The following is a 25,929-nucleotide window of genomic DNA, read 5'->3' as shown; positions in this document are numbered from 1 at the left end:
TGTCGAAATGGCCCCGAAGACGCAATCAGGTGTTCTTTGGGGGCGCAACTAACCTAAAATCCGGCAAATAGCCAGCCCTTGCGTTGGTTGATCCGGTCAGGACAGCATTCGATGAAACCCTCGATCGCCAAAGCGTCTCCCTGGTGGACGCCCAGTGTGCATGCCGACCGCCGGCCGTTCCTGATCGGACGCAACCGGATACAGGCGGCTCTGCGTGGCTATTTCGCCCACGAGGACTTCATCGAGGTGGATACGGCGACGCTCCAGGTGTCGCCGGGAAACGAGGCGCATCTGCATGCGTTTGCCACCGAGGCGCTGACCACGGACGGGCAGGCCGCACTGCTTTATCTGCACACCTCGCCCGAATTCGCCTGCAAGAAGCTGCTCGCCGCCGGCGAGGAGCGCATCGCCTGCTTCGCGCATGTCTACCGCAACCGCGAGCGCGGGCCGCTGCATCATCCCGAGTTCACCATGCTCGAATGGTATCGCACCGGCGAAAGCTACGAGAGCCTGATGATGGACTGCGTGCGCATCGTAGCACTCGCGGCCGAAACCATGCAGACGACCATGCTCGGCTATCGTGAGACTAATTGCGATCCCTTCGCCGGGCCGGAGCGGTTGAGCGTCGCCGAGGCGTTTCGCCGTCACGCCGATATCGATCTTCTGGCCTCGGTCAGCGCCGATGGCTCGACCGACCGCGACCACCTGGCTGACGAGATGAGGCGCAACGGCATGCGTGTCGCCGAGGATGACCAGTGGGCCGATCTTTTCAGCCGGGTGCTGGTCGAGAAGGTCGAGCCGCATCTCGGCATGGGGCGGGTGACGATCCTCGATGAGTATCCGGTCTGCGAAGCGGCTCTCGCGCGGCCGTCGGCCGCCGATCCCCGTGTGGCCGAGCGTTTCGAGGTCTATGCCTGCGGCGTCGAACTGGCGAACGGTTTCGGGGAGCTGACCGATCCCGTCGAGCAGCGCCGCCGCTTCGAGATCGAGATGGCGGAGAAGAAACGGATCTACGGCGAGACCTATCCGATCGACGACGATCTGCTCGACGCGCTGGCAATCATGCCCGACGCCAGCGGCATCGCGCTCGGCTTCGACCGGCTGGTGATGCTGGCGACGGGCGCGCGGCGGATCGATCAGGTGCTGTGGGCGCCGGTGGCGGAGTATGGGCAGTGACGATCACCCGGCCGATCAAGACGGTGGACGAGCTCGCCGACGCCGGGCTCATCGCTGATCGCGACCGCGAGGCGCTGGACGCGGTCGCGGAACGCTATGCGATCGCGGTGACGCCTGACATGGCGCGACTGATCGACCGCGATGATGTCAATGATCCGATCGCGCGCCAGTTCGTGCCCGATGCCGCTGAACTCCTGATGACGCCGGAAGAGCGGGCCGATCCGATCGGCGATCACGCGCACAGTCCCGTCGAGGGCATCGTTCACCGCTATCCCGATCGCGTGCTTCTGAAGGCGGTGCATGTCTGTCCCGTCTACTGCCGCTTCTGCTTTCGCCGCGAGATGGTGGGGCCGCAGGGGCTGGGAACGCTCGATCCGGCCGCGATGACGGCCGCCTTCGACTATATCAGAGGCGATGACGCGATCTGGGAGGTCATCCTCACCGGCGGCGATCCGCTGGTGCTGTCGCCGCGCCGGCTGCGGGATATTCTCGAACAGCTCGCCGATATCGACCACGTCAAGATCGTCCGTTTTCATAGCCGCGTGCCGGTCGTCGACCCTGACAGGATCGATGCGGCGTTGATTGAGGCACTGAAGGCGAGCGGCAAGACCGTCTATGTCGCGCTGCATGCCAACCATCCGTGCGAGCTCACGACCGAGGCGCGCGCCGCCTGCGCCCGGCTCGTCGATGCCGGCATCGTCATGGTCAGCCAGTCGGTGCTGCTCAGGGGCGTCAATGACGATCCCGCGGTTCTGGCGGAGCTGATGAAGGCCTTCGTCGAAACCCGCGTGAAACCCTACTACCTGCATCACCCCGATCTCGCGCCCGGCACCAGCCATTTCCGGCTCTCGATCGAAGAAGGGCAGGCGATCGTCGCGTCGTTGCGCGGCCGCATCTCCGGATTGTGCCAGCCGACCTATATTCTGGACATACCCGGAGGATACGGCAAAGCCGAGATCGGCGAGAGCTCGATCCGCAAAACCGGAGAGGGTTGCTATTCGGTTTCCGACTACAACGGGCAAGAGCATATCTACCCGCCGCGCGGGGCTTGACTGTTCCGTTCTTCGTTTCATTTCAGCACTTGCGCTCATCGGCGCGTTCGCCAAGCGTTGTTTAAGCTTTTTGCGCAAAGCAATGATCTGATTTGCTTTATCTCTACTGATCGGACGAAGACGCTAAATTCTTAGCTTTTCTTCGGAGCCAGATTTAACCACGTGCCTTAGCGGAATATTGGGTTTTCCTCCTTAAAAGCACCTCCATGACAGGGCGATGAGCGCCCGCTCTGGTTATGACAGCTTGGAGATGTGAGGATGAATACAACGATCCGCGAACTGCTTGCGAAATTCGGCAAGCTGCCCGTGTCCATCGACACCGTGGCCGACGATGCCGATCTCTACGCGGCAGGGCTCACCTCCTTCGCATCGGTGCAGCTGATGCTCGGCATCGAGGACGCCTTCGATATCGAGTTCCCGGACAATCTCCTCAATCGCAAGTCCTTCGCCAGCATCTCGGCCATCGCGCGGACCGTCGATCTGATCAAGGATAGCCGGAAGGTCGCCTGATGAACTTTCCGGTCAAAATCACGGAAGACAGTTTCGCGGCAAGGGCTGCCCGCGTTGCCGCCGTCGCGGCGAAATTCGCGGACGCCGTCGATTTTGAAGGCCGGTTTCCGCGGGAAGCCGTGGATGCGATGAAGGCGGAACGCCTGCTCGGCATTCAGATCCCGCGCAGCCTCGGCGGCGAAAGCGCCACCACGACCGAGATCGCCGAGCTCTGCTCGATGCTCGGCCAGGCCTGCGCCGCCAGCGCCATGGTTTTCGCCATGCACCACATCAAGCTCTCCAGCCTCGTCGAACATGGGGCCGAAAGCGCCTGGCACGCCGATTTCATGCGAGGGATCGCGGCCGAACAGCTGCTGATCGCATCGGCGACGACCGAAGGCGGCATCGGCGGCAATCTGCGCAACAGCATCTGCGCCGTCATCGTCGAGGACGGGGTTTGCCGTCTCGAAAAGGATGCGACCGTCATTTCCTACGGCGCGCACGCCGATGCGATCCTCATCACCTCGCGCGCTCATGCGGACGCCGCTCCATCGGACCAGGTTCTGACGGCATTTCTCAAGGACCAGTACACGCTCGAAAAGACGCATGCCTGGAACACGCTCGGCATGCGCGGTACCTGCTCCGACGGCTTCCTGTTCAAGGGCGAAGCGCCGGCGAGCCAGATCCTGCCGAAGCCTTTCGCCGAGATCGCGGCGCAGTCGATGCTGGCCTCCTCGCACCTGCTGTGGAGCGGCGTGTGGTACGGCATCGCCATCGATGCCTTCTCGCGCGCGCAGGCTTTCGTGCGCGCCGCCGCCCGCAAATCGCCGGGCGCTCCGCCTCCGGGCGCGCTGCGTCTCGCCGAAGTGTCGAACCTGTTGCAGATGGTGAAGTCCAACGTCGTCGCGGGCCTGAAGGCCTACGAGGATGCCAAGGCCGATCCCGACAAGCTGTCGTCCATGGCGTTCGCCGTTGCGATGAACAACGTCAAGATCGCATCGTCGGAAACGATCCTCGAGATCGTCAACCACGCCATGCTGATCTGCGGCATCATGGGCTACAAGAACGGCACGCCGTTCAGCCTCGGACGACATCTGCGCGACGCGCATTCCGCACAATTGATGATTTCCAACGACCGCATCCTTGGCAACACGTCGAGCATGCTCCTTGTCCACAAGCAGGACACTAGCCTACTGGGGTGAACGACATGGATATGCAGACCTCCTTTTTGGACCGGCTCTTTGAATCCGGCCTTCTGATCGACATGGGCGTCGACGGTCTTTATGGCCGCAGCGGCCAGTTCGAGGATGTTATCGCCGCCTTCGAGCGCCTGATCGATCGTTTCGGCGGCGCCGATGGCGCGGAAGCGATGCGCTTTCCGCCCGGCATGAACCGCGAGATCTTCGAGAAAAGCGGTTACATGAAGAGCTTCCCGCAGCTGGCCGGCACGGTGCACAGCTTCTGCGGCAACGAGCTCGACCACATGAACCTGTTGCAGTGCATGGAAGTGGGCGACGACTGGACCAAGGGCCAGGAAGCCACCGAGATCGTGCTGACGCCGGCCGCCTGCTATCCGCTTTATCCGACGGTCGCCCGCCGCGGCAACCTGCCGAAGGACGGCGCGCTGTTCGACCTGCAGTCCTATTGCTTCCGCCATGAGCCGTCGCGCGATCCGGCCCGCCAGCAGCTGTTCCGCATGCGCGAATATGTCTGCATGGGCACCGAGCTGCATGTCACCGATTTCCGCCAGAAGTGGATGGATCGCGGTCTGGAGATGATGAAGCTGGTCGGTCTCGAGGTCACCATCGACGTCGCCAACGATCCGTTCTTCGGCCGCGCCGGCAAGATGATGGTCAACAACCAGCGTGACCAGAACCTGAAGTTCGAGCTTTTGATCCCGATCACCTCGACAGCCAATCCGACCGCCTGCATGAGCTTCAACTTCCATCAGGATTCCTTCGGCCAGAAGTGGGGCCTGAACCTCGAGGACGGCAGCGTCGCATTCACGGCCTGCGTCGGCTTCGGCCTGGAACGCATCGCGCTGGCGCTGTTCCATCACCACGGCCTCGACGTCAAGCTGTGGCCGGCCTCCGTGCGCCAGGCGCTCTGGGGCTGAGGGCAACGATGGCATCCGTCTTCCCGGGGATCAGCCCGGACAGCTACCGCCCGCATGCGCTGCATTCCATGGAGCGCATGTGGCCGGAGACCAATTGCTATATCGACCTCTGGATCGAGGTGCTGAGCACGCTCGGGCTCGCGCCCGAGGCGATGCTTGGTTTCACGCTCGGCCAGGATTTCGAGGGCGACCAGTTCACCTTCTTCAAGGTGCCGCTCGAGGATCTGGACGCGCTCTACGGCATCAGGGTCACCGAGCTTGCGATCTTCGACAAGGTCGAGCGGCACGTCGCGACGCAGATCACGCGCGGGCGTCTTTGCCTGATAGAGATGGACAGCTTCTACATGCCCGACACGCAGGGCACCGCCTACCGGCAGGAGCACGGCAAGACGACCGTTGCGATCAACCGCCTGGATGTCGCCGAGAAGCGTGTCGACTACTTCCATAACGGCGGCTTCTTTTCGCTTGAGGGCGAGGATTTCGACGGGTTGTTCCAGCTTGATCTTCGCGACGAGGATCCGCAGTTCCTGCCCTATACGGAGTTCGCCAAGTTCCCCGATGTGCCTGTCGATCCGCAGGCGACGCGCGGCGTTTCCCGCACGCTGTTGTCTTCTCATTTCGCCCGCCGCCCACGCGAAAACCCGATCCGCGCCTTCGCGTCGGTGTTTCCGGAGCAGGTCGCGGCGGTGGCCGAACGGCCCTTCGGATTCTTCCACAAGTATGCCTTCAACACGCTGCGCCAGTTCGGCGCCAATTCCGAGCTCTTGGCCGATCATCTGGTCTGGCATTCGCAAGCCGAGTTCGGCGAGGCCGCCGAGCATGCGCGCAAGCTGTCGGAGGCCGCGAAATCCGTGCAGTTCCAGCTGGCGCGCGCCGTCACGCGCAGGAAGTTCGAGCCGCTAACGACCGCGCTTGATCCGGCGGCCGATGCGTGGGATTCGATGATGGCTTCGCTCACGAAACGTCTTTGAAGCCGGAGGTCTGATCATGCGTGGGAGACTGGCGAGCATCGCGGCGGAGGAGATCGCGCTCGGCGAGGGGTGGAACCTGGTTTTGACGGAACCGGGCGCCTGCGCCAATCCGCACGACCTGCCGCTTTCCGCCCAGTTCATCCCCGCCGATGTGCCCGGCACGGTCGCCGCCGCGCTCGAGAGAGCGGGTCTGTTCGATCGCGAAAACCCCGTGCCGCTCGACAGCAGGGACGCCTGGTATGTCTGCCGCCTGTTCGACGCCGCGCCGGGTGACGCCATCCTGCGCTTCGAGGGCCTGGCGACGCTTTGCCATGTGTTCCTCAACGGCCAGGAAATCCTTTCGTCCGAGAGCATGTTCACCATGCACGAGGTGCCGGTGACGCTGTCAGGCGGCGACGAGCTGGCGCTGTGTTTTCGCGCGCTCGCGCCCCGGATCGCCGACAACGGCCCGCGCGCCCGCTGGCGGCCGCAGATGATCACGCCGCAGGGTTTGAAGAATGTCCGCACGACGCTGCTCGGCCGCATGCCCGGCTGGTGCCCCGAGATCCACGCCGCCGGCCCGTGGCGGCCGATCACGCTGGTTCGCCGCGACGTCGTTTCGCTCGATGATGTCAGCGTGCGGGCGGTGCTGGAGCCGGATGGCTCGGGCAAGCTCAGCGTGTCGCTTCGCACCGACGCCGAGGCGCCCGATCTGTCGCTGCGCTGCGGCAGTATCGAGCAGGCGTTCGAAAGGGTCGGCGAGCGGCATTACTCGGCCATTCTGAGGTTGAAGGACGTGGAGCCCTGGTGGCCTCACACGCACGGAGCGCCGCGCTTGTACGACTACGCCGTCGTCGTCGATGGCGTCGAGCATCCGCTCGGCAAGACCGGTTTCCGGAGTGTGGTGGCCGATCGCGGCGCCGATGGCAGCGACTTCGCGCTTCTCATCAACGGAGAGCGGGTGTTTTGCCGCGGCGCGGTGTGGACGACAGCCGATATCGTGAAGCTTCCCGGCGCGCGGACGGATTATGAGCCGTTCCTGCGGCTGGCCGCCGAGGCCGGCATGAACATGATCCGCATCGGCGGCACGATGGCCTACGAGACGCCCGATTTCTTCCAGCTTTGCGACGAGCTCGGGCTGATGGTCTGGCAGGACTTCATGTTCGCCAACTTCGACTATCCGAAGAACGACAAGGCGTTTACCGCCCATGTCCACGCCGAGGTCGAGGAGTTCCTGCATGGCGTGCAGGGTTCGCCATCGCTTACGGTGCTGTGCGGCGGCAGCGAGATCTATCAGCAGGCGGCGATGCTCGGCCTGCCGCCGGAATTCTGGTCCGGCCCGATCACCGACGAGATCATTCCGGCGATCGCGGCGCGGCTCTGCCCCGAAATCCCCTATGTCGCCAATTCGCCCTCGGGCGGTGCCATGCCGTTTTCGCCGAATGCCGGCGTGACGCATTACTACGGCGTCGGCGCCTATATGCGGCCGCTCGAAGATGCCCGCCGCGCGCATGTGCGCTTCGCGGCCGAGAGCCTCGCCTTCGCCAATGTGCCGCAGCAGAAGACGCTGCATCGGCATCTCGATGTACCCCCGGTGCACAGCCCGCTATGGAAATCGCGCGTACCAAGGGATCGCGGCGCTTCCTGGGATTTCGAGGATGTGCGCGATTTCTATCTCGGCGAACTCTACGACGTCGATCCTGCGCGCCTGCGCCGCGAGAACCGCGATCTCTATCTCGACCTGTCGCGCGCCGTCACCGGCGAAGTGGCGGAGGAGACCTTCGCGGAATGGCGGCGCAAGGGGTCGAGCTGCAATGGCGCGCTCGTCTGGACGCTTCAGGACCTGTTGCCCGGCGCCGGCTGGGGCGTGATCGATTCGACCGGCGCGCCAAAGCCGATCTGGTATGCGCTGCGCCGCGCCTTCCGGCCGGTGCAGGTGCTGGTGACCGACGAGGGGACCAATGGTCTCGACGTGCATGTGATCAACGAGACCGAACACAATCTGCAGCTCGATCTCGAGGTCGTCTGCTTCAGAAACGGCCGGCAGCATGTGGCGAGCGGCGGGCGAATCCTGACGCTTGCGCCGCGCAGCACGGAAACGTTTGCCGCGACCGACCTGTTCGGCGCCTTCTTCGACACCACCTACGCATTCCGCTTCGGGCCGCCGGCGCATGACGTCACGGTGGCGCGGCTCAGGCTTCCCGAGGGTGGCGCGGTGGTGGCGGATGCCTTCCATTTCCCGCAGGGCCGCTCGAAAGCCGTGCAGGATGCCGAGATCCAGGTGTCGCTGGTCGAGGATGGCGGCGCGTGGTTCGCGGATCTCGCCACCGACCGGCTGGCGCAGTCGGTGCATTTCAGCATCGACGGCTATCGGCCCGACGACGACTGGTTCCATCTGGCGCCGGGTGCGGCCAAACGCGTTCTCCTGCGCCCGCTCTCCGCACGAAACGCGGAGGAAAAGCCCGCCGGCGACGTGCTGACGCCTGGTGGCGCGCGTGCCTTTTCGTTCTAGGGGCGCGCGTCGCGAAAGATGAGGCGCAATCAATTTCGAAAGACTTTCTTACTAATATGGGCCGTCTGGAATGGCCTGAAGCGGATACGGTATGTCTAAGGGAATTATTGCGAATTCTGTGATGAACGGCGCGGCGGGCATGCTGCTCCTGATAACGGGATTCCTGTCTTCCATCATCACCGCCCGGCTGCTCGGGCCGGAGGCGAACGGCATCATCGCCTTCTCGCTCTGGCTCGTGGTCACCGGCGCGTCGATCGCCGAGCTCGGCTCCAGCATCACCCTGTCGAAGACGCTGCCGCAGTTGCAGGCGGAGGGTTTCGATGCGCGCCGGCGGCTTGGCTTCGCCTCGCTGCTCGTCACCGTCATGCTGTGCTCGACGCTGTTTCTGCTTGGCCTCTACGCGCTGTTCTTCCTGACCTCGGAGAAGATGCACTGGGCGAAGACAACGCCGTCGATCGCCTATGTGACGGCGGCGCTGTTCTTCGTGCAGGCGATCGGGTCCTTCGTCAAATTCTATCTCATCGGTGAGCGGCGGCTGACCGATTTCTTCAAGCTCGCCATGGGCGTCTGCCTGCTGCAATTGATCGGTGTCGGCGCCGGCGCGGTGCTCTATGGGGTCGAGGGCGTGCTGGTCGGCTATCTGCTCGGGCAGATGGTGTTCTTCATCGCCACCATCCCGATCCTGATGACGCCGCGCGACCGTTGCGGCGTTCCCCTGAAGTATCTCGCCGCTTCCTCCATGCTGCTCTCGGCGCAGTTCCTGATCGATTCCATCTTTCTCAACAGGCTGGAGCTCCTGTTCCTGCAGCAGTTCTGGTCGGTCGAGATGGTCGGCTTCTATGCCGTGGGCCTGTCCATAGCCAATATCGCGCTGCAATTGCCGATCCAGATGACCGGGAGCCTGCTTCCCTATTATTCGGAGCGGCGCCATTCGAGCGATGACCGCAGCCTGCCGGTCGAGGTGTTCGCGGCGGTCACCCGCAGCATGGCCTATATCATCCTGCCGATGAGCCTCGGGCTCGCCGCCATATCGAGTGAGCTGGTGCGCGAAGTGTTCGGCGAGGCGTTCGCGCGCAGCGGAACCGTCGTGGCGCTCCTGGCGCTGGCCGCTCCGGCCTACACCTTCATGCAGACGCTCAGCCTGTATCTGCTGTCCATGGACCGCGCCCGCGACCGGCTGAAAGTCAGCGTCGTCGCCGCCGTGGTGATGACGCTCGGCTGCCTTGCGGTCGTGCCGTTCTTTGCCGCCGAGGGTGCCGCGATGGTGCGCATCGGCGTTTTCACGATAATGTGTATCCTCATGGTGCGGCTGACCGGATTCGGCTCCCAGCTCTCGGGTCTATATGTCACTTTATTCAAGACGCTCGCGGCCGCCGCCTTGTGCGCAGTTATAGCCCTTGGAATTTTACATTATATCAATGGTTCTATTGGACTTGTTCTCGCAGTCGTTCTTGGGGGCGCTGGATATATTGTCGCGCTCAAGCTTTTAAAGGCAATTCCGCAAGAGGATGCCGATGTTATGTTGTCCATTGTCGATAAATTGCCGGCCTCGATAAGAAAATCCGCCAGCAAGGCCATCGCCTTCGTCGCGCCATCGAGCAGCAAGACGGCGCGGGACGAGCCCATCGAGATCACGGTCGAAACCGGTCTTGCCGAAGGCGCCGGCAACGAGGCCGCCCTTCCATTTGCCTTCGATGGCACGATCGGCCTGTTCAAGCCGGAAAATGCGGGCGTCGCCAAGCGCTCCACCGCCGTGCTCTTCGTCAATCCCTGGGGGCTTGAAGAAATGTGCAGCCGGCGGTTCTTCCGTGTCACGGCCGAGCATTTCGCAGCCCTTGGCGTGCCCAGCCTGCGCTTCGACTATCCCGGCGCCGGCGATGCGCTCGATATCGACGACACCGTCGGCCTCGCGATCTGGGAAGACGCGATCCGCGACGCCGCCGCGCGGCTGAAGCAGTTGAGCGGCTGCAGCCGCATCATCATCGTCGCGCAGGGGCTCGGTGCGGCACTTGCGCAGCGAACCGCGCCGTCGATCGAAGGCGTCGATGCCATCGCTCTGCTCGGTCCCGTCGTCAATGGCCGCGCCTATCTGCGCGAGCTTCGCGCATGGGCGACGTTCATCAATCATCATCTCGGATTGGGCGAGGATGCCATTCCCGAGGGCAAGCACATGATCGCCGGGCTGCAGATGCCCGATGGGATCGCCGCGGAACTATCGAAGGTCCGCATCGCCGCGCCGGAAATGCTGGCAGCACAGCGCTACTTCATTCTGGAACGCCCGGAGCGCGCCGACGACACGACGCTTGCCGACAATCTCACCGCGCTCGGCGCGACGGTCGAGCAGTTCACGTTCAAAGGCTACGACAGGCTGATTTCCGATCCGGTGTTCTCGCGAACGCCGATGGAGGTCGTCGAGACGCTGGCGCAGTGGGTGGGCGAACACACGTCGGCCGATCCGGCCGCTACACCTTCGGCCACAGCGGTCGATGTCCAGTCGCTCTCGGGCGACGGCTTCGAGGAAGTGCCGGTCCGCTTCGGCGCGTTCAATCATCTCGTCGGCATCGTCACGCGTCCGGTCGGACGGCCGCGCGGCAACAGCGTGGTGTTCCTGTCGACGGCCTATGACCGCCAGTCCGGCTGGGGTCGCGCGATCACCGATATGGCCAGGGGGCTCGCCCGCCAGGGCGTCGCCTCGATCCGCTTCGATTCCGCCAATGTCGGCGACAGCCCGCCGCGTCCCGATGCACCGGATCAGATCCTCTATTCCGCCACCCAGAATGCCGATGCGCAGGCGGCGCTCGATCTGCTCGAGGGCATGGTGCCGGGGCCGCTGATGGTCGCGGGCCGTTGCAGCGGCGGCTATGTCGCCATCCGTTCGGCCGTCGACGATGTCAGGGTCAAGGCCGCCGTGTCGATCAACCCCTTCGTCTATTACTGGGACCCGAACCAGCCGGTCGAGCGCAAGCACGTCGTCTCTGTGCCGCGCAGCTTCGAGGATTACGGCCAGCGGCTTTCCAGCTTCGCCACGGTCAAGCGCCTGGTGAAGGGCGATATCGACGTGCTGGCGGCGACGCGCAATGTCATCATCGCCTTTTCACGCCGCATGTCGGTGCGCATCGCGCCGCTGCTCGAATATCTTCCGAGCCGCCGGCACACGGCGAGCGAGGTGAAGAAATCCTTCATCACCGTCGGCAAGCGCAAGGTGCCGCTGACGCTGATCTACAGCGAAGGCGATGTCGGGCTGGAGCACATGTATTTCCACTTCGGTCCCGGAGGCCGCAAATTCGAGCGTCATCCGAACGTCCGTCTGGTGATGCTGCCCGAGGCCGACCACAATCTGACGCCGCCGGAAGCGCGCAAGACGGTGTTCGCCGAGATCGCGCGACTGGCGAAAGCTTGAGCGCGCCCCGGCGGCCCGCGCTCGCTGGTTTCGGATCGGCCGATTGTTCGGCTTGTCGAGGGAAAAGGTGCCGGCTGTCCTAGCCGATGAGCTCTTTGTAGACGCCGATATAACGCTCCGCGACGACGTCCCAGGAATAGGCCGACGCATCGGAGAGAAGGGCAGCCCGCACCGCCGGGCCTTGCGCTTCCAGGCGCTTGTAGGCTGTTTCCAGCGCGTCCGCCGCTGCCGCCGTATCGGCGAAGTCGGTGAGCAGGATGTCCTTGTGGCGCTCGCCGAGTGTCCTAAAGGCCTCATTCGTGTTGAGCACCGGCAGCAGGCCGGCGCTCATGGCTTCCAGCGCCACCAGTCCGAACCCCTCATAGGATGAGGCCGAAGCGAAGATCGAGGCGTCGGCGATGATACGCCCGACCGCGTCGTTGTCGGCGCCGACATGGAGGGTGACGGCGTCGTTCAGCTGCAGCCGGTCGATCTGGGCTATCAGGTCCTGCCGTGTCAGATCGGATTCGACGCCGGCGATATCGAGATGCCAGTCCGGATCGCGCGCCTTCAGCACGGCCATCGCGTCGATCAGCCTGTCGAGGCGCTTGTTGATCGAAAACCGGCCGATCGTGACGATCCGGCGCTTGGGCGCCCGCGACGCGCGGTCGGCGAACTTGCCGATGTCGGCGCCATTTTCGATGACGATGGTGCGGCTCGCGGCGATCTTTTCGAACTGCGCGAGATCCGACATGCTGCAGCCGATGACCCGCTGATAGGCCATGGCCGAGACGCGGGTGATGGTCTGGAACCAGATCTTCTTGATCGCCGCGTATTTCGTCGTGTGGAAGAAGCCGCCATGGGTGGTGACCACCATCGGCTTGCGATGCAGCAGCCGGCCCCAGGCGAGCGCATCGAAGAAGAAGTCGATGGCGTGCACATGGATCAGGTCGGCGTCGCCAAGATGACGGAAGACCTCTGGCGCGAGCGGATAGCGCGTGCTGCCCGACCACGGGATGCGGATGATGTCGATGCCGTCGATGGTCTCGCGTGACGGCAGCTTGTTGTCGCGTGCTGTGAACAGACTATCAAGCGTGACGACGCGGACGCGGTAGCCGCGCTTCAGAGTCTGGCGCGAGAGGTTGGCGATCACGTCCTCGAGGCCGCCGCGATTGGGCAGGAATTGGCGGATGACGTGAACGATCAGCGGCGCGCTGGCGGCGACCGGTTCGGCGTCATGGGTATAGAGTTCGGCGGCGGACATATGTCATTCCTTCGGCCGCGATTGCTGGTCGCGGCTTTCATCGATGCCACATGACAACCGCCCGCGTTAAGGCGGCGTTAAATGTCCGCCTTCCCGGGGATCTGCCTTTGCGGAGAGTTAACCGACCGTGACCCGATCTCAGAATGCCCGGAAGGTGAGCGTGGTCAGCGAGCGGACGATGCCGGGAATGCTGGCGATCTGATCGTTAACGAATTTCCCGATGTCCTCGCCTTCCTGGATATAGACCTTGAGCAGCAGGTCGTAATCGCCGCTGGTCGAATAAAGCTCCGAGACGCGTTCGGTCTTGTAGATGGCGTCGGCGACCTCATAGGTCTTGCCGGGGGCGCACTGGAGCTGGACGAAGATCGGCTTCATGGGAATTTCCTGCATCGAATTCTGTTGCGCCGCATAATGCTCGAAAGCACCCGCCCGGCGCAAGCCATAGTCTTAGAGGGCGGCCTCGCGCACCACCCAGTCGCGGAAGGCCGAAAGCGGGGCGTAATCGGCGCGCTCGGCCGGGAAGGCCAGGTAATAGCGCTCCTTGCTCTCCATCTCGCGATTGACTGATGCCACCAGATCGCCGCGCTTCAGCTCGTCCTCGATCAGGAACGTCGGCAGCAGCGCCACGCCGAGGCCGGCGATCGCTGCCTGTGCCGCCGTCGCGAACTGGTCGAACAGCATGCCGTGAACGGTCTGCGGCGGTACGCCGTTGTCGGCGAACCATTGTTCCCAGGCATCGGGGCGGGTGGTCAGATGCAGCAGCGGCACGTCGACGAGGTCTGACGGTTGGCTGATGCCGTGGCGGTCGCGGAAATCGGGGCTGCAGGCGGGCACGGTCTTTTCCGACATCAGGAAGGTCAGCTCGGCGCCCGGCCAGAGCGGATGACCGAAGTGAATGGCGGCGTCGATCGAATCCAGACGGAAATCGAAGGAGGAGAGGCGGGTGACGAGGTTGATGGTGACGCCGGGGTTGGCGGCGAGGAAGCGGCCGAGGCGAGGCGCCAGCCAACGGGTGCCGAAGGTCGGCAAGATTGCCAGGTTGAGCGTGCCGCCGTGCGGATTGGCGCGCAGGTTCAAGGAGGCGCTGGAGATGCGCCGCAGCGCCTCGCGGATTTCGCGGGCATAGCCGTCGCCGGCAAGCGTCAGGCGCACCGTCTGGCGCTCGCGGATGAAGAGCTCGACGCCGAGCTGTTCCTCCAGCGTCTTGATCTGGCGGCTGACGGCGCTCTGCGTCAGGTCGAGTTCCTTGGCGGCGGCCGTGACGCTGCCGGTGCGCGATACCGCCTCGAAGGCGGAAAGCAGCGCGGTGGAGGGTAGAAAACGCCTTGACGTCAGCATGGGTCATTCCATTTCAGAATGAGCTAGTTCCGAAATGTCGATATTTATGGCTTTCGGGCGCTTGTAAATAGCTTCACTAATCAAAATCGGAATGAACGTGGGGATCTCTTTCATGGCAGGCTTCGTTTCCACAGATCGCATTCGCTCGCTGTTCACCGAAGCGATGTCGCGGATGTATCGCGCCGAGGTGCCGCAATATGGAACGCTGCTGGAACTTGTCGCCGACGTCAACGCCGAGGTGCTGGCCAGGGACACAGCGCTCCGCGAGCGCCTGACGCGGGCCGGGGAGCTGGAGCGCATCGATGTCGAGCGCCATGGCGCCATTCGCCTCGGCACTCCCGAAGAGCTTTTCACCATCCGCCGCCTCTTCGCCGTCATGGGCATGCAGTCGGTCGGCTATTACGATCTCTCGGTGGCCGGCGTGCCCGTGCATTCCACCTGCTTCCGCCCGGTCGACCAGGCGGCGCTCAGCGTCAATCCGTTCCGGGTCTTCACCTCGCTGCTCAGGCTCGAACTGATCGAGGACGAGGCTCTGCGCGCCGAGGCCGCCGATATTCTCGCGAAGCGTCGCATCTATACCGCGCGTGCCATCCAGCTGATCGAGCGTCATGAAGAGGCCGGCGGGCTGACGGAGGCGGAAGCGCAGGAATTCGTCGCCGAGGCGCTGGAGACCTTCCGCTGGCATGGCGAGGCGACAGTGACGGCCGAGACCTACAAGCGTCTGCACGACGCGCATCGGCTGATCGCCGACGTCGTCTCCTTCAAGGGGCCGCATATCAACCACCTGACCCCGCGTACGCTCGATATCGACGCCGTGCAGGCTCGCATGCCGGAGCGCGGCATCACGCCGAAGGCGGTCATCGAGGGGCCGCCGCGCCGCGATTGCGATATCCTCCTGCGCCAGACCAGCTTCAAGGCGCTGGAAGAGGTGATCGCCTTTGCCGGCGAGACGAGTGCTGCCAAGGGCACGCATACGGCCCGCTTCGGCGAGATCGAGCAGCGCGGCGTGGCGCTGACGGCCAGGGGCCGGGCGCTCTACGACCGGCTCTTGGCATCGGTTCGCGGCGAGGTGCAGGTGGGCGCCGGCGGGGCCAAGGCCGGCGATTACGACAGCGAGCTTGCCGAGCGGTTCCGCGAACTGCCGGACAGCTGGGCGGCGCTTCGAGCCGAGCAGCTTGCCTTCTTCCATTATTCCGCGACGCCCAAGGGCGTTGCCGCGGCCGTCGACGGCGCGCTGCCCGATGATGCGGAAGCGCTGATCGAGATGGGTTATCTCACCTTCGATCCCATCGTCTACGAGGACTTCCTGCCTGTCAGCGCGGCCGGGATCTTCCAGTCGAACCTCGGCACGGACCAGCAGCAGAACTATGCGACCCGCTCCAACCGCTCGGCCTTCGAGGAGGCGCTCGGCGCCACCGTCACGGATGAGCTTGACCTTTACGCGGAACGTCAGGCACGCTCGCTGGAAGCGGCGATCGATCTGCTCGGGCTTTCCGGCCTGCGGCTGAGCGACGTCGCCTGAATATCCGCGAACGGAGCCCCCGATGCTGAAAGATCCGCGCTCCCATGGCCTCTGGGAAAAGACCGCGCCGCAGCCGCCGGCAACGGTGCCGCTTGCGGGCGCTGTAACCGCCGATATCGTCGTGGTCGGCGCCGGCTATACCGGGCTGTCCTCCAGCCTGCATCTGGCGGAGGCGGGCAAGTCGGTGGTGCTGCTCGAGGCCAACGAGGTCGGCTTCGGCGGCGCGGGGCGCAATGTCGGGCTGATCAACGCCGGCATGTGGGTGATGCCGGACGATCTTCCCGGTGTGCTTGGCCCCGTCTATGGCGAGCGCCTGCTCGACCTGCTCGGCAACGCGCCGAAGCTGGTGATGGAGCTGATCGACAAGCACCAGATCGCCTGCGAGCTCGAGCGCAACGGCACGCTGCATGTCGCCGTCGGCGCCGATGGCCTCAAGGAAATCACCGATCGCGCCAGCCAGTGGGCGGCGCGCGGTGCCAACGTCAGATTGCTCGACGCCGCCGAGACGGCACGACGCGTCGGCAGCAGCGCCTATACCGGATCGCTGCTCGACATGCGCGCCGGCACGCTGCAGCCGCTCGCCTATGCGCGCGGCCTCGCGCACGCCGCCGTCAAGGCCGGCGTGGCGCTGCATACGTCGAGCCCCGTCATCGCCACCGAGAGAAACGGCAATCGCTGGACGGTGAGGACGGCGAAGGGCTCCGTGACCGCCGACTGGATCATCGTTTCGACGGATGCCTACAGCACCGGCCCCTGGGAACAGGTGCGCAACGAGCAGGTGCATCTGCCCTATTTCAACCTGGCGACCCGGCCGCTCGGCGACAATCTGCGCAAGTCGATCCTGGCTGGCCGCGAGGGTGTCTGGGATACCAAGGAAATCCTCTCCTCCTACCGCATGGACCAGGCCGGCCGGCTGGTGTTCGGCAGCGTCGGAGCCCTGCGCAATACCGGGCTTTCCGTCCACAAGGGCTGGGCGCGGCGCGCGCTGAAGAAGCTCTTTCCGCAGCTTGGCGAGGTCGAGTTCGAATGCGAGTGGTACGGCAAGATCGGCATGACCGACAATGCGCTGCCGCGCTTTCACAAGTTCGCCGACAATGTCGTCGGCTTTTCCGGCTATAATGGCCGGGGGATCGCGCCGGGAACGGTGTTCGGCCGCACGCTTGCCCGCCACATCCTGGGCGAGACGGGCGAGGCCGAGCTGCCGCTGCCACTGACTGATCCCGCCGAGCCGCGCTTCCGCGCCGCCAAGGAATTATGGTACGAAGCCGGCGCCCAGGTCGCCCACTTCGCCGATGCCCGCTTCTAAGAACAATAAGGTTGGAACCACGACAATGACCATCGAAACGCTCGATCTCGCCACCGAAACCAAGACCCTCATGTCCAAGCTCGGCGTCAGCGCCACCAGCTTCACCGGCGGCACGCTGCGGGTGACGTCGCCCGTGACAGGCAAGGACATCGGCGCGCTCAAGGAAGTGTCGGTCGCCGACGCCAAGACCGCGATCGATAATGCCCACAAGGCGTTTCTCGAATGGCGCGCCGTTCCGGCGCCTAAGCGCGGCGAGCTTGTGCGCCTGCTCGGCGAGGAGCTGCGCGCGGCCAAGGCCGAGCTCGGCCGGCTGGTGTCGATCGAGGTCGGCAAGATCACCTCCGAAGGTCTCGGCGAAGTGCAGGAAATGATCGACATCTGCGATTTCGCCGTCGGCCTGTCGCGCCAGCTCTACGGCCTGACGATCGCGACCGAGCGTTCCGAGCACCGGATGATGGAAAGCTGGCACCCGCTCGGCGTCGTCGGCATCATCTCGGCCTTCAACTTCCCCGTCGCCGTCTGGTCGTGGAATGCGGCGCTGGCGCTGGTCTGCGGCAATTCCACCGTCTGGAAGCCGTCGGAAAAGACGCCGCTGACCGCACTCGCCACGCAGGCGCTGTTCGAAAAGGCGCTGAAGCGCTTCGTCGCCGAAGGCGGCACCGCGCCGGCCAATCTCTCGACGCTTCTGATCGGCGGCCGCGATGTCGGCGAAGCGCTGGTCGATCATCCGAAGGTGCCGCTCGTCTCGGCCACCGGCTCGACTGCCATGGGCCGCGCCGTCGGTCCGCGCCTGTCGCAGCGCTTTGCCCGCGCTATCCTCGAACTCGGCGGCAACAATGCCGCGATCATCTGCCCGACGGCCGATCTCGACCTGACGCTGCGCGGCGTCGCCTTCTCGGCCATGGGCACCGCCGGCCAGCGCTGCACCACGCTGCGCCGCCTGTTCGTGCATGAGAGCGTCTACGACGCGCTGGTTCCGCGCCTGCAGAAGGCTTACGGCTCCGTCAGCATCGGCAATCCGCTGGAAAATGGCACGCTCGTCGGTCCGCTGATCGACAAACAGGCTTACAGCAACATGCAGTCGGCGCTGGAGCAGGCGAAGGCCGCGGGCGGCAAGGTCACGGGCGGCGAGCGTGTCGAAAACGGTGCTTCCGACGCCTTCTACGTGCGCCCGGCGCTGGTCGAGATGCCCGCGCAGACAGGCCCGGTCGAGAACGAGACCTTCGCGCCGATCCTCTACGTCATGAAGTACAGCGATTTCGACGCGGTTTTGGAAGATCACAACGCCGTGCCGCAGGGCCTGTCGTCGTCGATCTTCACCAACGACATGCGCGAGGCCGAAACCTTCGTCTCGGCGCGCGGGTCCGATTGCGGCATCGCCAACGTCAATCTCGGCCCCTCGGGTGCCGAGATCGGCGGCGCGTTCGGCGGCGAGAAGGAAACCGGCGGCGGCCGCGAGTCGGGCTCAGACGCATGGCGCGCCTACATGCGCCGTGCCACCAACACGATCAACTACGGCAAGACGCTGCCTTTGGCGCAGGGCGTCAAGTTCGACGTCGAATAAGCGTCGCGATCGATTGCTGCATCGCAGGAAGGGCGATAACGTAACCGCGTTATCGCCTTTTTCATGACGTGGGTTCCTCATGCATCTGACACTTGCCGCCGCTGAAGCCCTGGTTTTCGAGGTGTTGACCAGAAACCGGGTGAGCGAGGCCAATGCCCGTTCGGTCGCCCGCGCGCTGGTGGCGGCGGAAGCAGCCGGGCAGGGCGGGCACGGGCTCAGGCGCGTCGAGGCCTATTCCAGCCAGGCGAGGGCCGGCAAGGTCGATGGTTTCGCGACGCCGTCTCTGCTGCGGCCATTTCCCGCCGTCGTGCAGATCGATGCCAATCACGGCTACGCTTATCCGGCTATCGATCTCGCCTTGTCCGTCGTTCCCGATATCGCGCGCGAGCAGGGCATCGCGGCCGCCGCCTTCCGCCGCTCGCACCATGCCGGCGTGCTGGCGCTGACGGTCGAGCGCTTCGCCGAAATGGGGCTGGTGGCGCTGATGGTCGCCAATGCGCCGGCCTCGATGGCGGCATGGGGCGGCCGCAAGCCCGTGTTCGGCACCAATCCGATCGCCTTCGCCGCCCCCGTGCCGGACGCCGATCCCGTTGTCATCGACATGGCGCTGTCGCGCGTCGCGCGTGGGAAGATCATGGCGGCCAGGCAGAAGGGCGTGCCGATCCCCGACAGCTGGGCCTTCGACCGCAATGGCCAGCCGACCACGGACGCCGTCGAAGCACTGGCCGGCACCATGATCCCATCGGGCGAAGCCAAGGGCGCGGCGCTCGCGATGATGGTCGAGATCATGGCCGGCGCGCTCACCGGCGCCAACTTCTCCTTCGAGGCGTCGTCGCTGTTCGACGATCAGGGGGCCGCTCCGGCGCTCGGGCATATGCTTGTTGTCATCAATCCCGATGCCGCCGGCGGCGCGGTCGCCGCCGCGCGCATGGGCCGGCTCGCCGAGGAGATCACGTCCGATCCGGATGCGCGGCTACCGGGCCGGCGCGGGCAGAACGCCCGGCGCATGGCGATCGAGAACGGCATCGAGGTCGAGGACGAACTGGTCTCGCTCATCCGAGCGCTCTAGAATCGTTCTAAAATATACCAATTATTTCAAGCCTTTGTGATGGCTCCCGGAGTGCGCAAACTTGAAATTGAGTGGCAAGGAAAATATACCGCTGCCATCATCCGGATATCGCAGGTGAATGCCATGGAGGGCATCATGACCGTCTCCCTTAGTCGCCTCTCGCATGCCGCCGCTCTCGGCGCGGTGCTTTTCGCCGCGACATCGCTTACTTCGGGCGCCGTGGCGCAGGAGGACGATTCGGAGGGGATCGTCGTCTATAACGCCCAGCACCAGGCTCTCGGCCAGGAGTGGGTGGACGCCTTCACCAAGGAGACCGGCATCAAGGTGACGATGCGCCAGGGCGGCGACATGCAGTTCGCCAACCAGATCATCCAGGAAGACGAGGCGTCGCCCGCCGACGTGTTCCTCACGGAGAATTCGCCGGCGATGACGCTGGTCGATGCCGCCGGCCTGTTCGCGCCGATCGACAAGGAAACGCTCGACCAGGTGCCCGAGCAGTTCCGCTCGAAGAACGGCATGTGGACCGGTATCGGCGCGCGCTCCACGGTGTTTGCCTATGACAAGACGAAGCTCAGCGAAGACAAGCTGCCGAAGTCGATGCTCGATCTCGCCGATCCGGCCTGGAAGGGCCGCTGGGGCGCGGCACCTGTCGGCGCCGATTTCCAGGCGATCGTCAGCGCCTTGCTTCAGCTGAAGGGCGAAGAGGCGACGGCCGCCTGGCTGAAGGCGCTGAAGGAAAACGGAATCTCCTACAAGAGCAATACCGTCGCCATGAAGGCCGTCAACGCGGGCGAGGTCGAAGGCGCGATCATCTATCACTACTACTGGTTCGGCGATCAGGCGGGGACGGCCGAAAACAGCAAGAACGTGGGGCTGTACTACTTCAAGAACCAGGATCCGGGCGCCTTCGTCAGCCTGTCGGGCGGCGGCATCCTGAAATCGAGCCAGCACCAGAAGGAAGCGCAGGCGTTTTTGAAATTCATCACCGGCAAGGCCGGCCAGACGATCCTGAAGAACGGCACCTCCTATGAGTATGTCGTCGGCAAGGGTGTCGCCTCCAACGACAAGCTGGTGCCGATGGACGAGCTGCAGGCGCCGAAGGTCGACGCCTCGCAACTCGACAGCAAGAAGGTGGTGGAGATGATCACCGCCGCCGGCCTCATCTGACCGGCTGTCCTTCCGTCCGTGGCGTTTCGGGCGAAAACTATTGCTTTTGGCTCAAGAAAACCTTAGGGCAAGACGATAAAGGGCAACCGCTTTAAACGGCGGTTGCCCTCCTTTTTCAGCGTGTCAGAGGCGGCGGTCTTGCTGCAGGACAACAGATTTCTCAACGCCGGCCCGAACGCGCCGGCAGCCCGGCCGGCGCTGAAGCTGGCGCCGCCGCGTCGGCGCATGCCGTACACGCCTGTCGTCGCCTTCGCGACCATCGTCGCCCTGTTCAGCCTCGTTCCCCTCGGCTTCATCGCCTGGATCACCGTCGATGTCGGCTGGGACACCGTGAAGCAACTGATCTTCCGTCCGCGCGTCGGCGAGCTGCTCGTCAACACCGTGGCTCTCGAAGTCGTCACCGTACCGTTGGCGATCGTGCTGGCGGTGACGCTCGCCTGGATCACCGAGCGCACCGACGTGCCCCTGGCGCGGCTCTGGGCGTGGCTTGCGGTGGCGCCGCTGGCCGTACCCGCCTTCGTGCATTCCTATGCCTGGGTCAGCCTGGTGCCGGGGATGCGCGGGCTGCAGAGCGGCGTCTTCGTTTCGGTGCTCGCCTACTATCCGTTCCTCTATCTGCCCGTGGCGGCGGCGCTGCGCCGGCTCGATCCGGCGATCGAGGATGCCGCCGCCTCGCTCGGGCTTGGACCCTGGGCGGTGTTCTTCCGCACCATCCTGCCGCAGCTGAGACTTGCCATCTGCGGCGGCTCGCTCCTGATCGCCTTGCATCTGCTGTCGGAATACGGGCTCTTCGTGATGATCCGCTTCGACACCTTCGCGACCGCGATCGTCGATCAGTTCCAGTCGGCCTATAACAGCCCGGCCGCCAATATGCTCGGCGGCGTGCTGGTCGCCTTCTGCCTGCTTCTGCTCGCCATCGAGGTGCTGGTGCGCGGCAACGAGCGCTACGCCCGCGTCGGCTCCGGCTCGGCGCGGCCGGCCGATCGCCGCCGCCTCGGCTGGTACACGGTGCCGGCCATGCTTCTGCCTCTCGTCGTCGCGGCGCTGACGCTCGGCGTTCCCTTCGTGACGCTGGTGCGCTGGCTCTATCTCGGCGGCGCCGGCATCTGGCGCGTCGAGGTCGGCAATGCCTTCGTCCAGTCGATCGTGCTGGCGCTCGCCGGCGGTATCCTGGCGACGATCGCGGCGGCCCCGATGGCCTGGCTGTCGGTGCGCGCGCCGGGCCGCGTGCAGCGCGTTCTCGAGGCCTGCCACTATTACGTCGGCTCGCTGCCGGGCGTGGTCGTGGCGCTGGCGCTAGTGACGATCACCGTGCGGCTGGTGCTGCCGCTCTACCAGACCTTCGCGACGCTGCTGCTCGCCTATATCCTGCTCTTCCTGCCGCGCGCCATGGTCGGCCTCAGGGCCAGCATCGCGCAGGCGCCGGTGGAGCTGGAGCGGGCGGCGATGGCGCTCGGACGCACGCCGGGCCAGGCGGTGCGGCAGGTGACCATGCGGCTTGCCGCGCCGGGTGCCGCGGCCAGCATCGCGCTGGTGGCGCTCGGCATCACCAACGAGCTGACGGCGACGCTGATGCTGTCGCCCAACGGCGTCCAGACGCTGGCCACGAAATTCTGGTCGCTCACCAGCGAGATCGATTACGTCGCCGCCGCCCCTTACGCCTTCATGATGGTCGTGCTGTCGCTGCCGCTGACCCTTCTCCTTCATGCTCAATCGAAACGGACCGCCGGACAATGACGCTGCTTACGATCGAAGGTGCCAGCAAGCGTTACGGTCAGGTGCAGGCGCTCGACACTATCTCGCTCGACGTGACGGCGGGCAGCCGCACCGCCGTGGTCGGTCCCTCCGGCTCGGGCAAGACGACGCTGCTTCGCATCATCGCCGGCTTCGAGCAGCCCGATAGCGGCCGGGTCATGCTTGACGGCGAGCTCCTGGCCGACGGGCCGGCCGCCGTTCCGGCGCACAGGCGCGGCATCGGCATCGTCTCGCAGGAAGGCGCGCTGTTTCCGCATCTCGACGTGGCCGGCAATATCGGCTTCGGCATCGCGCGCGGCGCTGATAACCGCGACAAGCGGGTGCTCGAGCTGCTCGACATGGTCGAGCTCGATCGCGGCATGCTGACGCGCCGCCCGCACCAGCTCTCCGGCGGCCAGCAGCAGCGCGTGGCGCTGGCGCGCGCGCTCGGCCGCGAACCGCGCCTGATGCTGCTCGACGAGCCATTCTCGGCGCTCGATACGGGCCTGCGCGAAAACATGCGCAAGGCGGTGGCCCGCGTGCTGCAGGCGGCCGGCATCACCAGCATCCTCGTCACCCACGACCAGGCCGAGGCGCTCTCCTACGCCGACCAGGTGGCGGTGCTTCGCGACGGCAGGCTGGTGCAGGCCGGATCGCCGCAATCGCTCTATCTGGCGCCGCGCGACCGCGAGACGGCGCTGTTTCTCGGCGATGCGGTGATGCTGCCGGCGATCATCCGCAACGGCCATGCCGATTGCGCGCTGGGCCATGTCGCGGTCGACAGCGAGCATCAGGGCAAGGTCGAGATCATGCTGCGGCCGGAGCAGATCCGCGTCGTCACCGACAGCAGCGAGCAGCCTTATGGCGGGCGCGTGGTCGAGGTGGATTTCGGGGGCGCGACCTGCACGGTCGCCGTATCGCTCGACGGCGTGGCGCTGCCGCCGATCCTGATCAAGACCTCCAGCGTGGCGCTGCCTTCGCGCGGCGACCGGGTGCGGCTGGAGATCGCCGGCAAGGCGCATGTCTTCGCGCGCTGAGCCGTCTTCGCATCGTGGCGCGCGCTTTTCGCGCCCGCCCGAAACCGCCAATCAGGCGATCGTCATTCAGGCGAACTTCACTTAGGCGAACTTGCGCTCGTCGTCTTCCGCCTCGTCTTCGAGCCAGCCGCCGGTAAAGCCGGCGCGCGTGAGGCCGGTGCGGATGATGTCGGACTTGCGCATCAGGCTCCAGACGAAATCGGAGCGGTCGTTTTCGATCGACATGACGAGCAGTCCCTGGTCGATGCCGACGCAGCGATCGTCCACCCAGCCCTCGGGTCCCGCCGTCTTCACCGACGGGTTGAAACCGCCGGGGAAGCGGCCTTCGCCGCAGAGGTTGTGATAGGTCTGCAGCAGCGCGCGCGTGCCCGAGATCGCCGCCTCGCGGTCGTAGGGCAATGACGCCAGCGCGCACCAGGGCGCCAGCGTGCCGTCGTCGGGGCCAAGCGGCGCGCCGCGGGCGGCGTAGCCGAGCACGTTCGGGCGCCGGTCGCCATGACGTCTGCGCGACGGCGGCGGGCCGTCGGAGGCGGAAAGACCCCAGATATCCCTGGAATAGCCGACGAAATTGCCGGGATTGCGCTCGGCGTAATCGCGCTGCACCTCGATGCAGATCTGCGTGTTGCGGAAATAATCGCTGTCGCGCGCCGCCATCGGCTTGTCGCGGATGCCGCGAAAATCGATCCACGCATGCGAGAACAGGTGGATGAAGAAGGGACCGGCGTAGAGATAGCACTTGTCGCCGAACAGCATCCAGGAATAGCTCGCGGTGAAGGCGTCGTAGCTCGATTGCGGGATCGGATGCGTCGGCGAGGCGAGCGCCAGCGTGTAGAGCAGCACCGCCTCGTCATAGCCCTGCCAGCGCCAGCGAAGGAAGCCGCTACCGGGCTTCCAGCCCATGCAGACGGTCTCGCCCTTGTTCAGCGCCCAGCGCCAGTCGATGCGCTCGTAGATCAGCGTCGCGAGACGGCGGATCTCGGTCTCGGCCTCGCTGTCGCCATCGAAATAGGCGGCTGCCGTCAGCACGCCGGCCACGAGCAGCGTCGTGTCGATGGTCGACAGCTCGCTGTTCCAGGCGCGGTTGCCGGTGTCCATGTGCAGGAAGTGGTAGAAGAAGCCTTTGTAGCCGATCGCGTGGCGCTCGCGGCCCTGGTGGCCGTTGGCGAAGAAGCAGAGTGTCGTCGTGGTGCGCGATATCGCATCGGCCCGCGTCATCCAGCCGCGCTCGACGGCGACCGGGTAGGACGACAGCGCGAAGCCGACGGCGGCGATGCTGCAGGGCACGCCCGCGACCGAGGTGTCGGCGATGAGCCCGTTATCGGGATTGGCATGTTTCAGGAAGTAGTTGAACGCCGCCTGCTGCAGCCTGTCGATCAGCGCGGCATCTGTTTCATCAGTCCGTTGCAGCATGTGCTCCCGCCCGATCCGTTGTCCTGCCCCTGGTTCAACATGGGCAAGAACGATGCGCAAATCAATGTTTTGAGGGGCCGGAACGGCGGAGCAGTCACCCCGCCGCCGAACTCAATCCCGATAGGCAGCCGTCCCCGGAATGACCTCGTAGGGTACCTTGAACACCTTGTCGTCGAACTGCACGCCGGTCTGGACGTTGAACACCATGACGGAGGTGTCCTTGCCCTGGTTGTCGGTGATCGTCCACTGGCGCAGGTCGAAGGTCTTCGGATCGAACATCATGGTGATGGTCGAGTTGCCGAACACCGTGCTGTTGCCGAGCGCGATGGTCGTCAGGTCGGATTCTTCCTTGACGCTCTTCACCGAGCCGGCCGACAGGTCGATCTTCTGAGCCAGAAGCAGGCTGAGCGGCGTCTTCGACAGCGGGTAGAGGTCCCAGGTCTTCAGCTTCATGTTGCCGATCGCCACGTTCCTGCCGTCGGCGATGACGCGGATCGGCGACGGGTCGTCATAGTTGAAGCGCAGCTTGCCGGGGCGCTGGATGAAGAACTTGCCGCCGGTCTGCTCGCCCTTGGGGCCGAACTGCACGAACTCGCCCTGCATCGTGGCGACGGAGGAGAAATGATCGGCGATCGCCTGCGCGGTGTTGGCGCTGGGCGCGGCCGCGGCGGCGGCCTGGGCGAAGACGTTGAGCGGCAGCGCCGTGGACGCCGCCGCGACAGCAAGCGCGCCCAGCATGTGGCGCCGTGTCAGCGTGAGGCGATCCAGGAAAGTGTCGGAGTGGTTCATGAAAGTCTCCTTTATGCAGTCTGCATGCTGCCGAAACGCGGCGTCTTCATGGCGT

Annotated in this window: 20 protein-coding genes; 15 read left to right on the top strand and 5 right to left on the bottom strand. The window is 65.0% G+C overall.

Going from position 1 to position 25,929, the window contains the following annotated elements:
• Positions 1-111 precede the first annotated feature (111 nt).
• The 8 genes from epmA (at position 112) to GGQ67_RS09625 (ending at position 11,695) form a co-directional block, all read left to right on the top strand.
• Positions 112-1,176 carry an EF-P lysine aminoacylase EpmA gene (epmA, locus tag GGQ67_RS09660; protein WP_183899946.1) on the top strand — a complete coding sequence of 355 codons (1,065 nt, stop codon included), beginning with the start codon at positions 112-114 and terminating at the stop codon, positions 1,174-1,176.
• Complete coding sequence (locus tag GGQ67_RS09655; RefSeq protein ID WP_183899945.1) at positions 1,173-2,228, top strand: lysine-2,3-aminomutase-like protein; 1,056 nt, start codon at positions 1,173-1,175, stop codon at positions 2,226-2,228. Before epmA ends, GGQ67_RS09655 begins: the two co-directional genes overlap by 4 nt.
• Positions 2,229-2,486: 258 nt before the next feature.
• The gene (locus GGQ67_RS09650) at positions 2,487-2,738 is read left to right on the top strand and encodes an acyl carrier protein (RefSeq protein ID WP_183899944.1); all 252 of its coding nucleotides are present in this window, start codon (positions 2,487-2,489) and stop codon (positions 2,736-2,738) included.
• Positions 2,738-3,919, top strand: a complete 1,182-nt coding sequence (locus GGQ67_RS09645; RefSeq protein ID WP_183899943.1) for an acyl-CoA dehydrogenase family protein — start codon at positions 2,738-2,740, stop codon at positions 3,917-3,919. Before GGQ67_RS09650 ends, GGQ67_RS09645 begins: the two co-directional genes overlap by 1 nt.
• A 5-nt stretch (positions 3,920-3,924) precedes the next feature.
• Positions 3,925-4,833, top strand: a complete 909-nt coding sequence (locus tag GGQ67_RS09640) for an amino acid--[acyl-carrier-protein] ligase (protein WP_113197578.1) — start codon at positions 3,925-3,927, stop codon at positions 4,831-4,833.
• 8 nt (positions 4,834-4,841) lie between these two features.
• Positions 4,842-5,804 (top strand): DUF1839 family protein, encoded by a 963-nt coding sequence (locus tag GGQ67_RS09635; protein WP_183899942.1) that lies wholly within the window; start codon positions 4,842-4,844, stop codon positions 5,802-5,804.
• 16 nt (positions 5,805-5,820) lie between these two features.
• Entirely contained in the window at positions 5,821-8,295 is a 2,475-nt protein-coding gene (locus GGQ67_RS09630; protein ID WP_183899941.1) for a glycoside hydrolase family 2 protein, read from the top strand.
• A 91-nt stretch (positions 8,296-8,386) separates the two neighbouring features.
• Positions 8,387-11,695 (top strand): alpha/beta fold hydrolase, encoded by a 3,309-nt coding sequence (locus GGQ67_RS09625; protein ID WP_183899940.1) that lies wholly within the window; start codon positions 8,387-8,389, stop codon positions 11,693-11,695.
• A gap of 79 nt (positions 11,696-11,774) precedes the next feature.
• Here GGQ67_RS09625 and GGQ67_RS09620 read toward each other — a convergent pair whose 3' ends face one another.
• The 3 genes from GGQ67_RS09620 to GGQ67_RS09610 all read right to left on the bottom strand — a co-directional run bounded on the left by GGQ67_RS09620 (position 11,775) and on the right by GGQ67_RS09610 (position 14,276).
• Positions 11,775-12,938 (bottom strand): glycosyltransferase family 4 protein, encoded by a 1,164-nt coding sequence (locus GGQ67_RS09620; protein WP_183899939.1) that lies wholly within the window; start codon positions 12,936-12,938, stop codon positions 11,775-11,777.
• 138 nt (positions 12,939-13,076) lie between these two features.
• Complete coding sequence (locus tag GGQ67_RS09615) at positions 13,077-13,313, bottom strand: Lrp/AsnC ligand binding domain-containing protein (RefSeq protein WP_112425684.1); 237 nt, start codon at positions 13,311-13,313, stop codon at positions 13,077-13,079.
• 72 nt (positions 13,314-13,385) lie between these two features.
• Positions 13,386-14,276, bottom strand: coding sequence for a LysR family transcriptional regulator (locus tag GGQ67_RS09610; RefSeq protein WP_183899938.1), 891 nt, complete (start codon positions 14,274-14,276; stop codon positions 13,386-13,388).
• Between the two features lie 112 nt (positions 14,277-14,388).
• On the opposite strand from GGQ67_RS09610, the gene hglS reads away from it, so the two are divergent.
• The 7 genes from hglS to GGQ67_RS09575 all read left to right on the top strand — a co-directional run bounded on the left by hglS (position 14,389) and on the right by GGQ67_RS09575 (position 23,675).
• The gene (hglS, locus tag GGQ67_RS09605) at positions 14,389-15,798 is read left to right on the top strand and encodes a 2-oxoadipate dioxygenase/decarboxylase HglS (protein ID WP_183899937.1); all 1,410 of its coding nucleotides are present in this window, start codon (positions 14,389-14,391) and stop codon (positions 15,796-15,798) included.
• 22 nt (positions 15,799-15,820) lie between these two features.
• On the top strand, positions 15,821-17,104 hold the full coding sequence (locus GGQ67_RS09600) for an NAD(P)/FAD-dependent oxidoreductase (RefSeq protein ID WP_183899936.1): 1,284 nt from the start codon (positions 15,821-15,823) through the stop codon (positions 17,102-17,104).
• A 25-nt stretch (positions 17,105-17,129) separates the two neighbouring features.
• Positions 17,130-18,668: an L-piperidine-6-carboxylate dehydrogenase gene (gene amaB, locus GGQ67_RS09595; RefSeq protein ID WP_183899935.1), complete on the top strand. Its 1,539-nt coding sequence runs from the start codon at positions 17,130-17,132 to the stop codon at positions 18,666-18,668.
• 79 nt (positions 18,669-18,747) lie between these two features.
• Positions 18,748-19,737, top strand: coding sequence for an Ldh family oxidoreductase (locus tag GGQ67_RS09590; RefSeq protein WP_183899934.1), 990 nt, complete (start codon positions 18,748-18,750; stop codon positions 19,735-19,737).
• 135 nt (positions 19,738-19,872) lie between these two features.
• Positions 19,873-20,904, top strand: a complete 1,032-nt coding sequence (locus tag GGQ67_RS09585; protein ID WP_183899933.1) for an iron ABC transporter substrate-binding protein — start codon at positions 19,873-19,875, stop codon at positions 20,902-20,904.
• Positions 20,905-21,129: 225 nt separating this feature from the next.
• Positions 21,130-22,641, top strand: a complete 1,512-nt coding sequence (locus tag GGQ67_RS09580; protein ID WP_246400155.1) for an ABC transporter permease — start codon at positions 21,130-21,132, stop codon at positions 22,639-22,641.
• Entirely contained in the window at positions 22,638-23,675 is a 1,038-nt protein-coding gene (locus tag GGQ67_RS09575; RefSeq protein WP_183899931.1) for an ABC transporter ATP-binding protein, read from the top strand. The genes GGQ67_RS09580 and GGQ67_RS09575 overlap by 4 nt, the downstream gene beginning before the upstream one ends.
• Positions 23,676-23,756: 81 nt before the next feature.
• Here the strand turns inward: GGQ67_RS09575 and GGQ67_RS09570 are convergent, their stop codons facing one another.
• Positions 23,757-25,085, bottom strand: a complete 1,329-nt coding sequence (locus tag GGQ67_RS09570) for a glucoamylase family protein (RefSeq protein ID WP_183899930.1) — start codon at positions 25,083-25,085, stop codon at positions 23,757-23,759.
• A gap of 111 nt (positions 25,086-25,196) precedes the next feature.
• Complete coding sequence (locus GGQ67_RS09565) at positions 25,197-25,874, bottom strand: outer membrane lipoprotein carrier protein LolA (protein ID WP_183899929.1); 678 nt, start codon at positions 25,872-25,874, stop codon at positions 25,197-25,199.
• Between the last annotated feature and the right edge of the window lie 55 nt (positions 25,875-25,929).

Source organism: Rhizobium metallidurans, from assembly GCF_014196505.1.
Classification (GTDB): Bacteria; Pseudomonadota; Alphaproteobacteria; order Rhizobiales; family Rhizobiaceae; genus Rhizobium; species Rhizobium metallidurans.
The sequence above is the reverse complement of the archived record's forward strand: the minus strand, read 5'-3'. Positions and strand labels throughout refer to the sequence as shown.

Bases quoted from the DNA above. Each gene is read 5' to 3' on its own strand.
- epmA (WP_183899946.1), top strand. From the start codon at position 112: ATGAAACCCTCGATCGCCAAAGCGTCTCCCTGGTGGACGCCCAGTGTG.
- GGQ67_RS09650 (WP_183899944.1), top strand. From the start codon at position 2,487: ATGAATACAACGATCCGCGAACTGCTTGCGAAATTCGGCAAGCTGCCC.
- GGQ67_RS09645 (WP_183899943.1), top strand. From the start codon at position 2,738: ATGAACTTTCCGGTCAAAATCACGGAAGACAGTTTCGCGGCAAGGGCT.
- GGQ67_RS09640 (WP_113197578.1), top strand. From the start codon at position 3,925: ATGGATATGCAGACCTCCTTTTTGGACCGGCTCTTTGAATCCGGCCTT.
- GGQ67_RS09635 (WP_183899942.1), top strand. From the start codon at position 4,842: ATGGCATCCGTCTTCCCGGGGATCAGCCCGGACAGCTACCGCCCGCAT.
- GGQ67_RS09630 (WP_183899941.1), top strand. From the start codon at position 5,821: ATGCGTGGGAGACTGGCGAGCATCGCGGCGGAGGAGATCGCGCTCGGC.
- GGQ67_RS09625 (WP_183899940.1), top strand. From the start codon at position 8,387: ATGTCTAAGGGAATTATTGCGAATTCTGTGATGAACGGCGCGGCGGGC.
- GGQ67_RS09620 (WP_183899939.1), bottom strand. From the start codon at position 12,938: ATGTCCGCCGCCGAACTCTATACCCATGACGCCGAACCGGTCGCCGCC.
- GGQ67_RS09615 (WP_112425684.1), bottom strand. From the start codon at position 13,313: ATGAAGCCGATCTTCGTCCAGCTCCAGTGCGCCCCCGGCAAGACCTAT.
- GGQ67_RS09610 (WP_183899938.1), bottom strand. From the start codon at position 14,276: ATGCTGACGTCAAGGCGTTTTCTACCCTCCACCGCGCTGCTTTCCGCC.
- hglS (WP_183899937.1), top strand. From the start codon at position 14,389: ATGGCAGGCTTCGTTTCCACAGATCGCATTCGCTCGCTGTTCACCGAA.
- GGQ67_RS09600 (WP_183899936.1), top strand. From the start codon at position 15,821: ATGCTGAAAGATCCGCGCTCCCATGGCCTCTGGGAAAAGACCGCGCCG.
- amaB (WP_183899935.1), top strand. From the start codon at position 17,130: ATGACCATCGAAACGCTCGATCTCGCCACCGAAACCAAGACCCTCATG.
- GGQ67_RS09590 (WP_183899934.1), top strand. From the start codon at position 18,748: ATGCATCTGACACTTGCCGCCGCTGAAGCCCTGGTTTTCGAGGTGTTG.
- GGQ67_RS09585 (WP_183899933.1), top strand. From the start codon at position 19,873: ATGACCGTCTCCCTTAGTCGCCTCTCGCATGCCGCCGCTCTCGGCGCG.
- GGQ67_RS09580 (WP_246400155.1), top strand. From the start codon at position 21,130: ATGCCGTACACGCCTGTCGTCGCCTTCGCGACCATCGTCGCCCTGTTC.
- GGQ67_RS09575 (WP_183899931.1), top strand. From the start codon at position 22,638: ATGACGCTGCTTACGATCGAAGGTGCCAGCAAGCGTTACGGTCAGGTG.
- GGQ67_RS09570 (WP_183899930.1), bottom strand. From the start codon at position 25,085: ATGCTGCAACGGACTGATGAAACAGATGCCGCGCTGATCGACAGGCTG.
- GGQ67_RS09565 (WP_183899929.1), bottom strand. From the start codon at position 25,874: ATGAACCACTCCGACACTTTCCTGGATCGCCTCACGCTGACACGGCGC.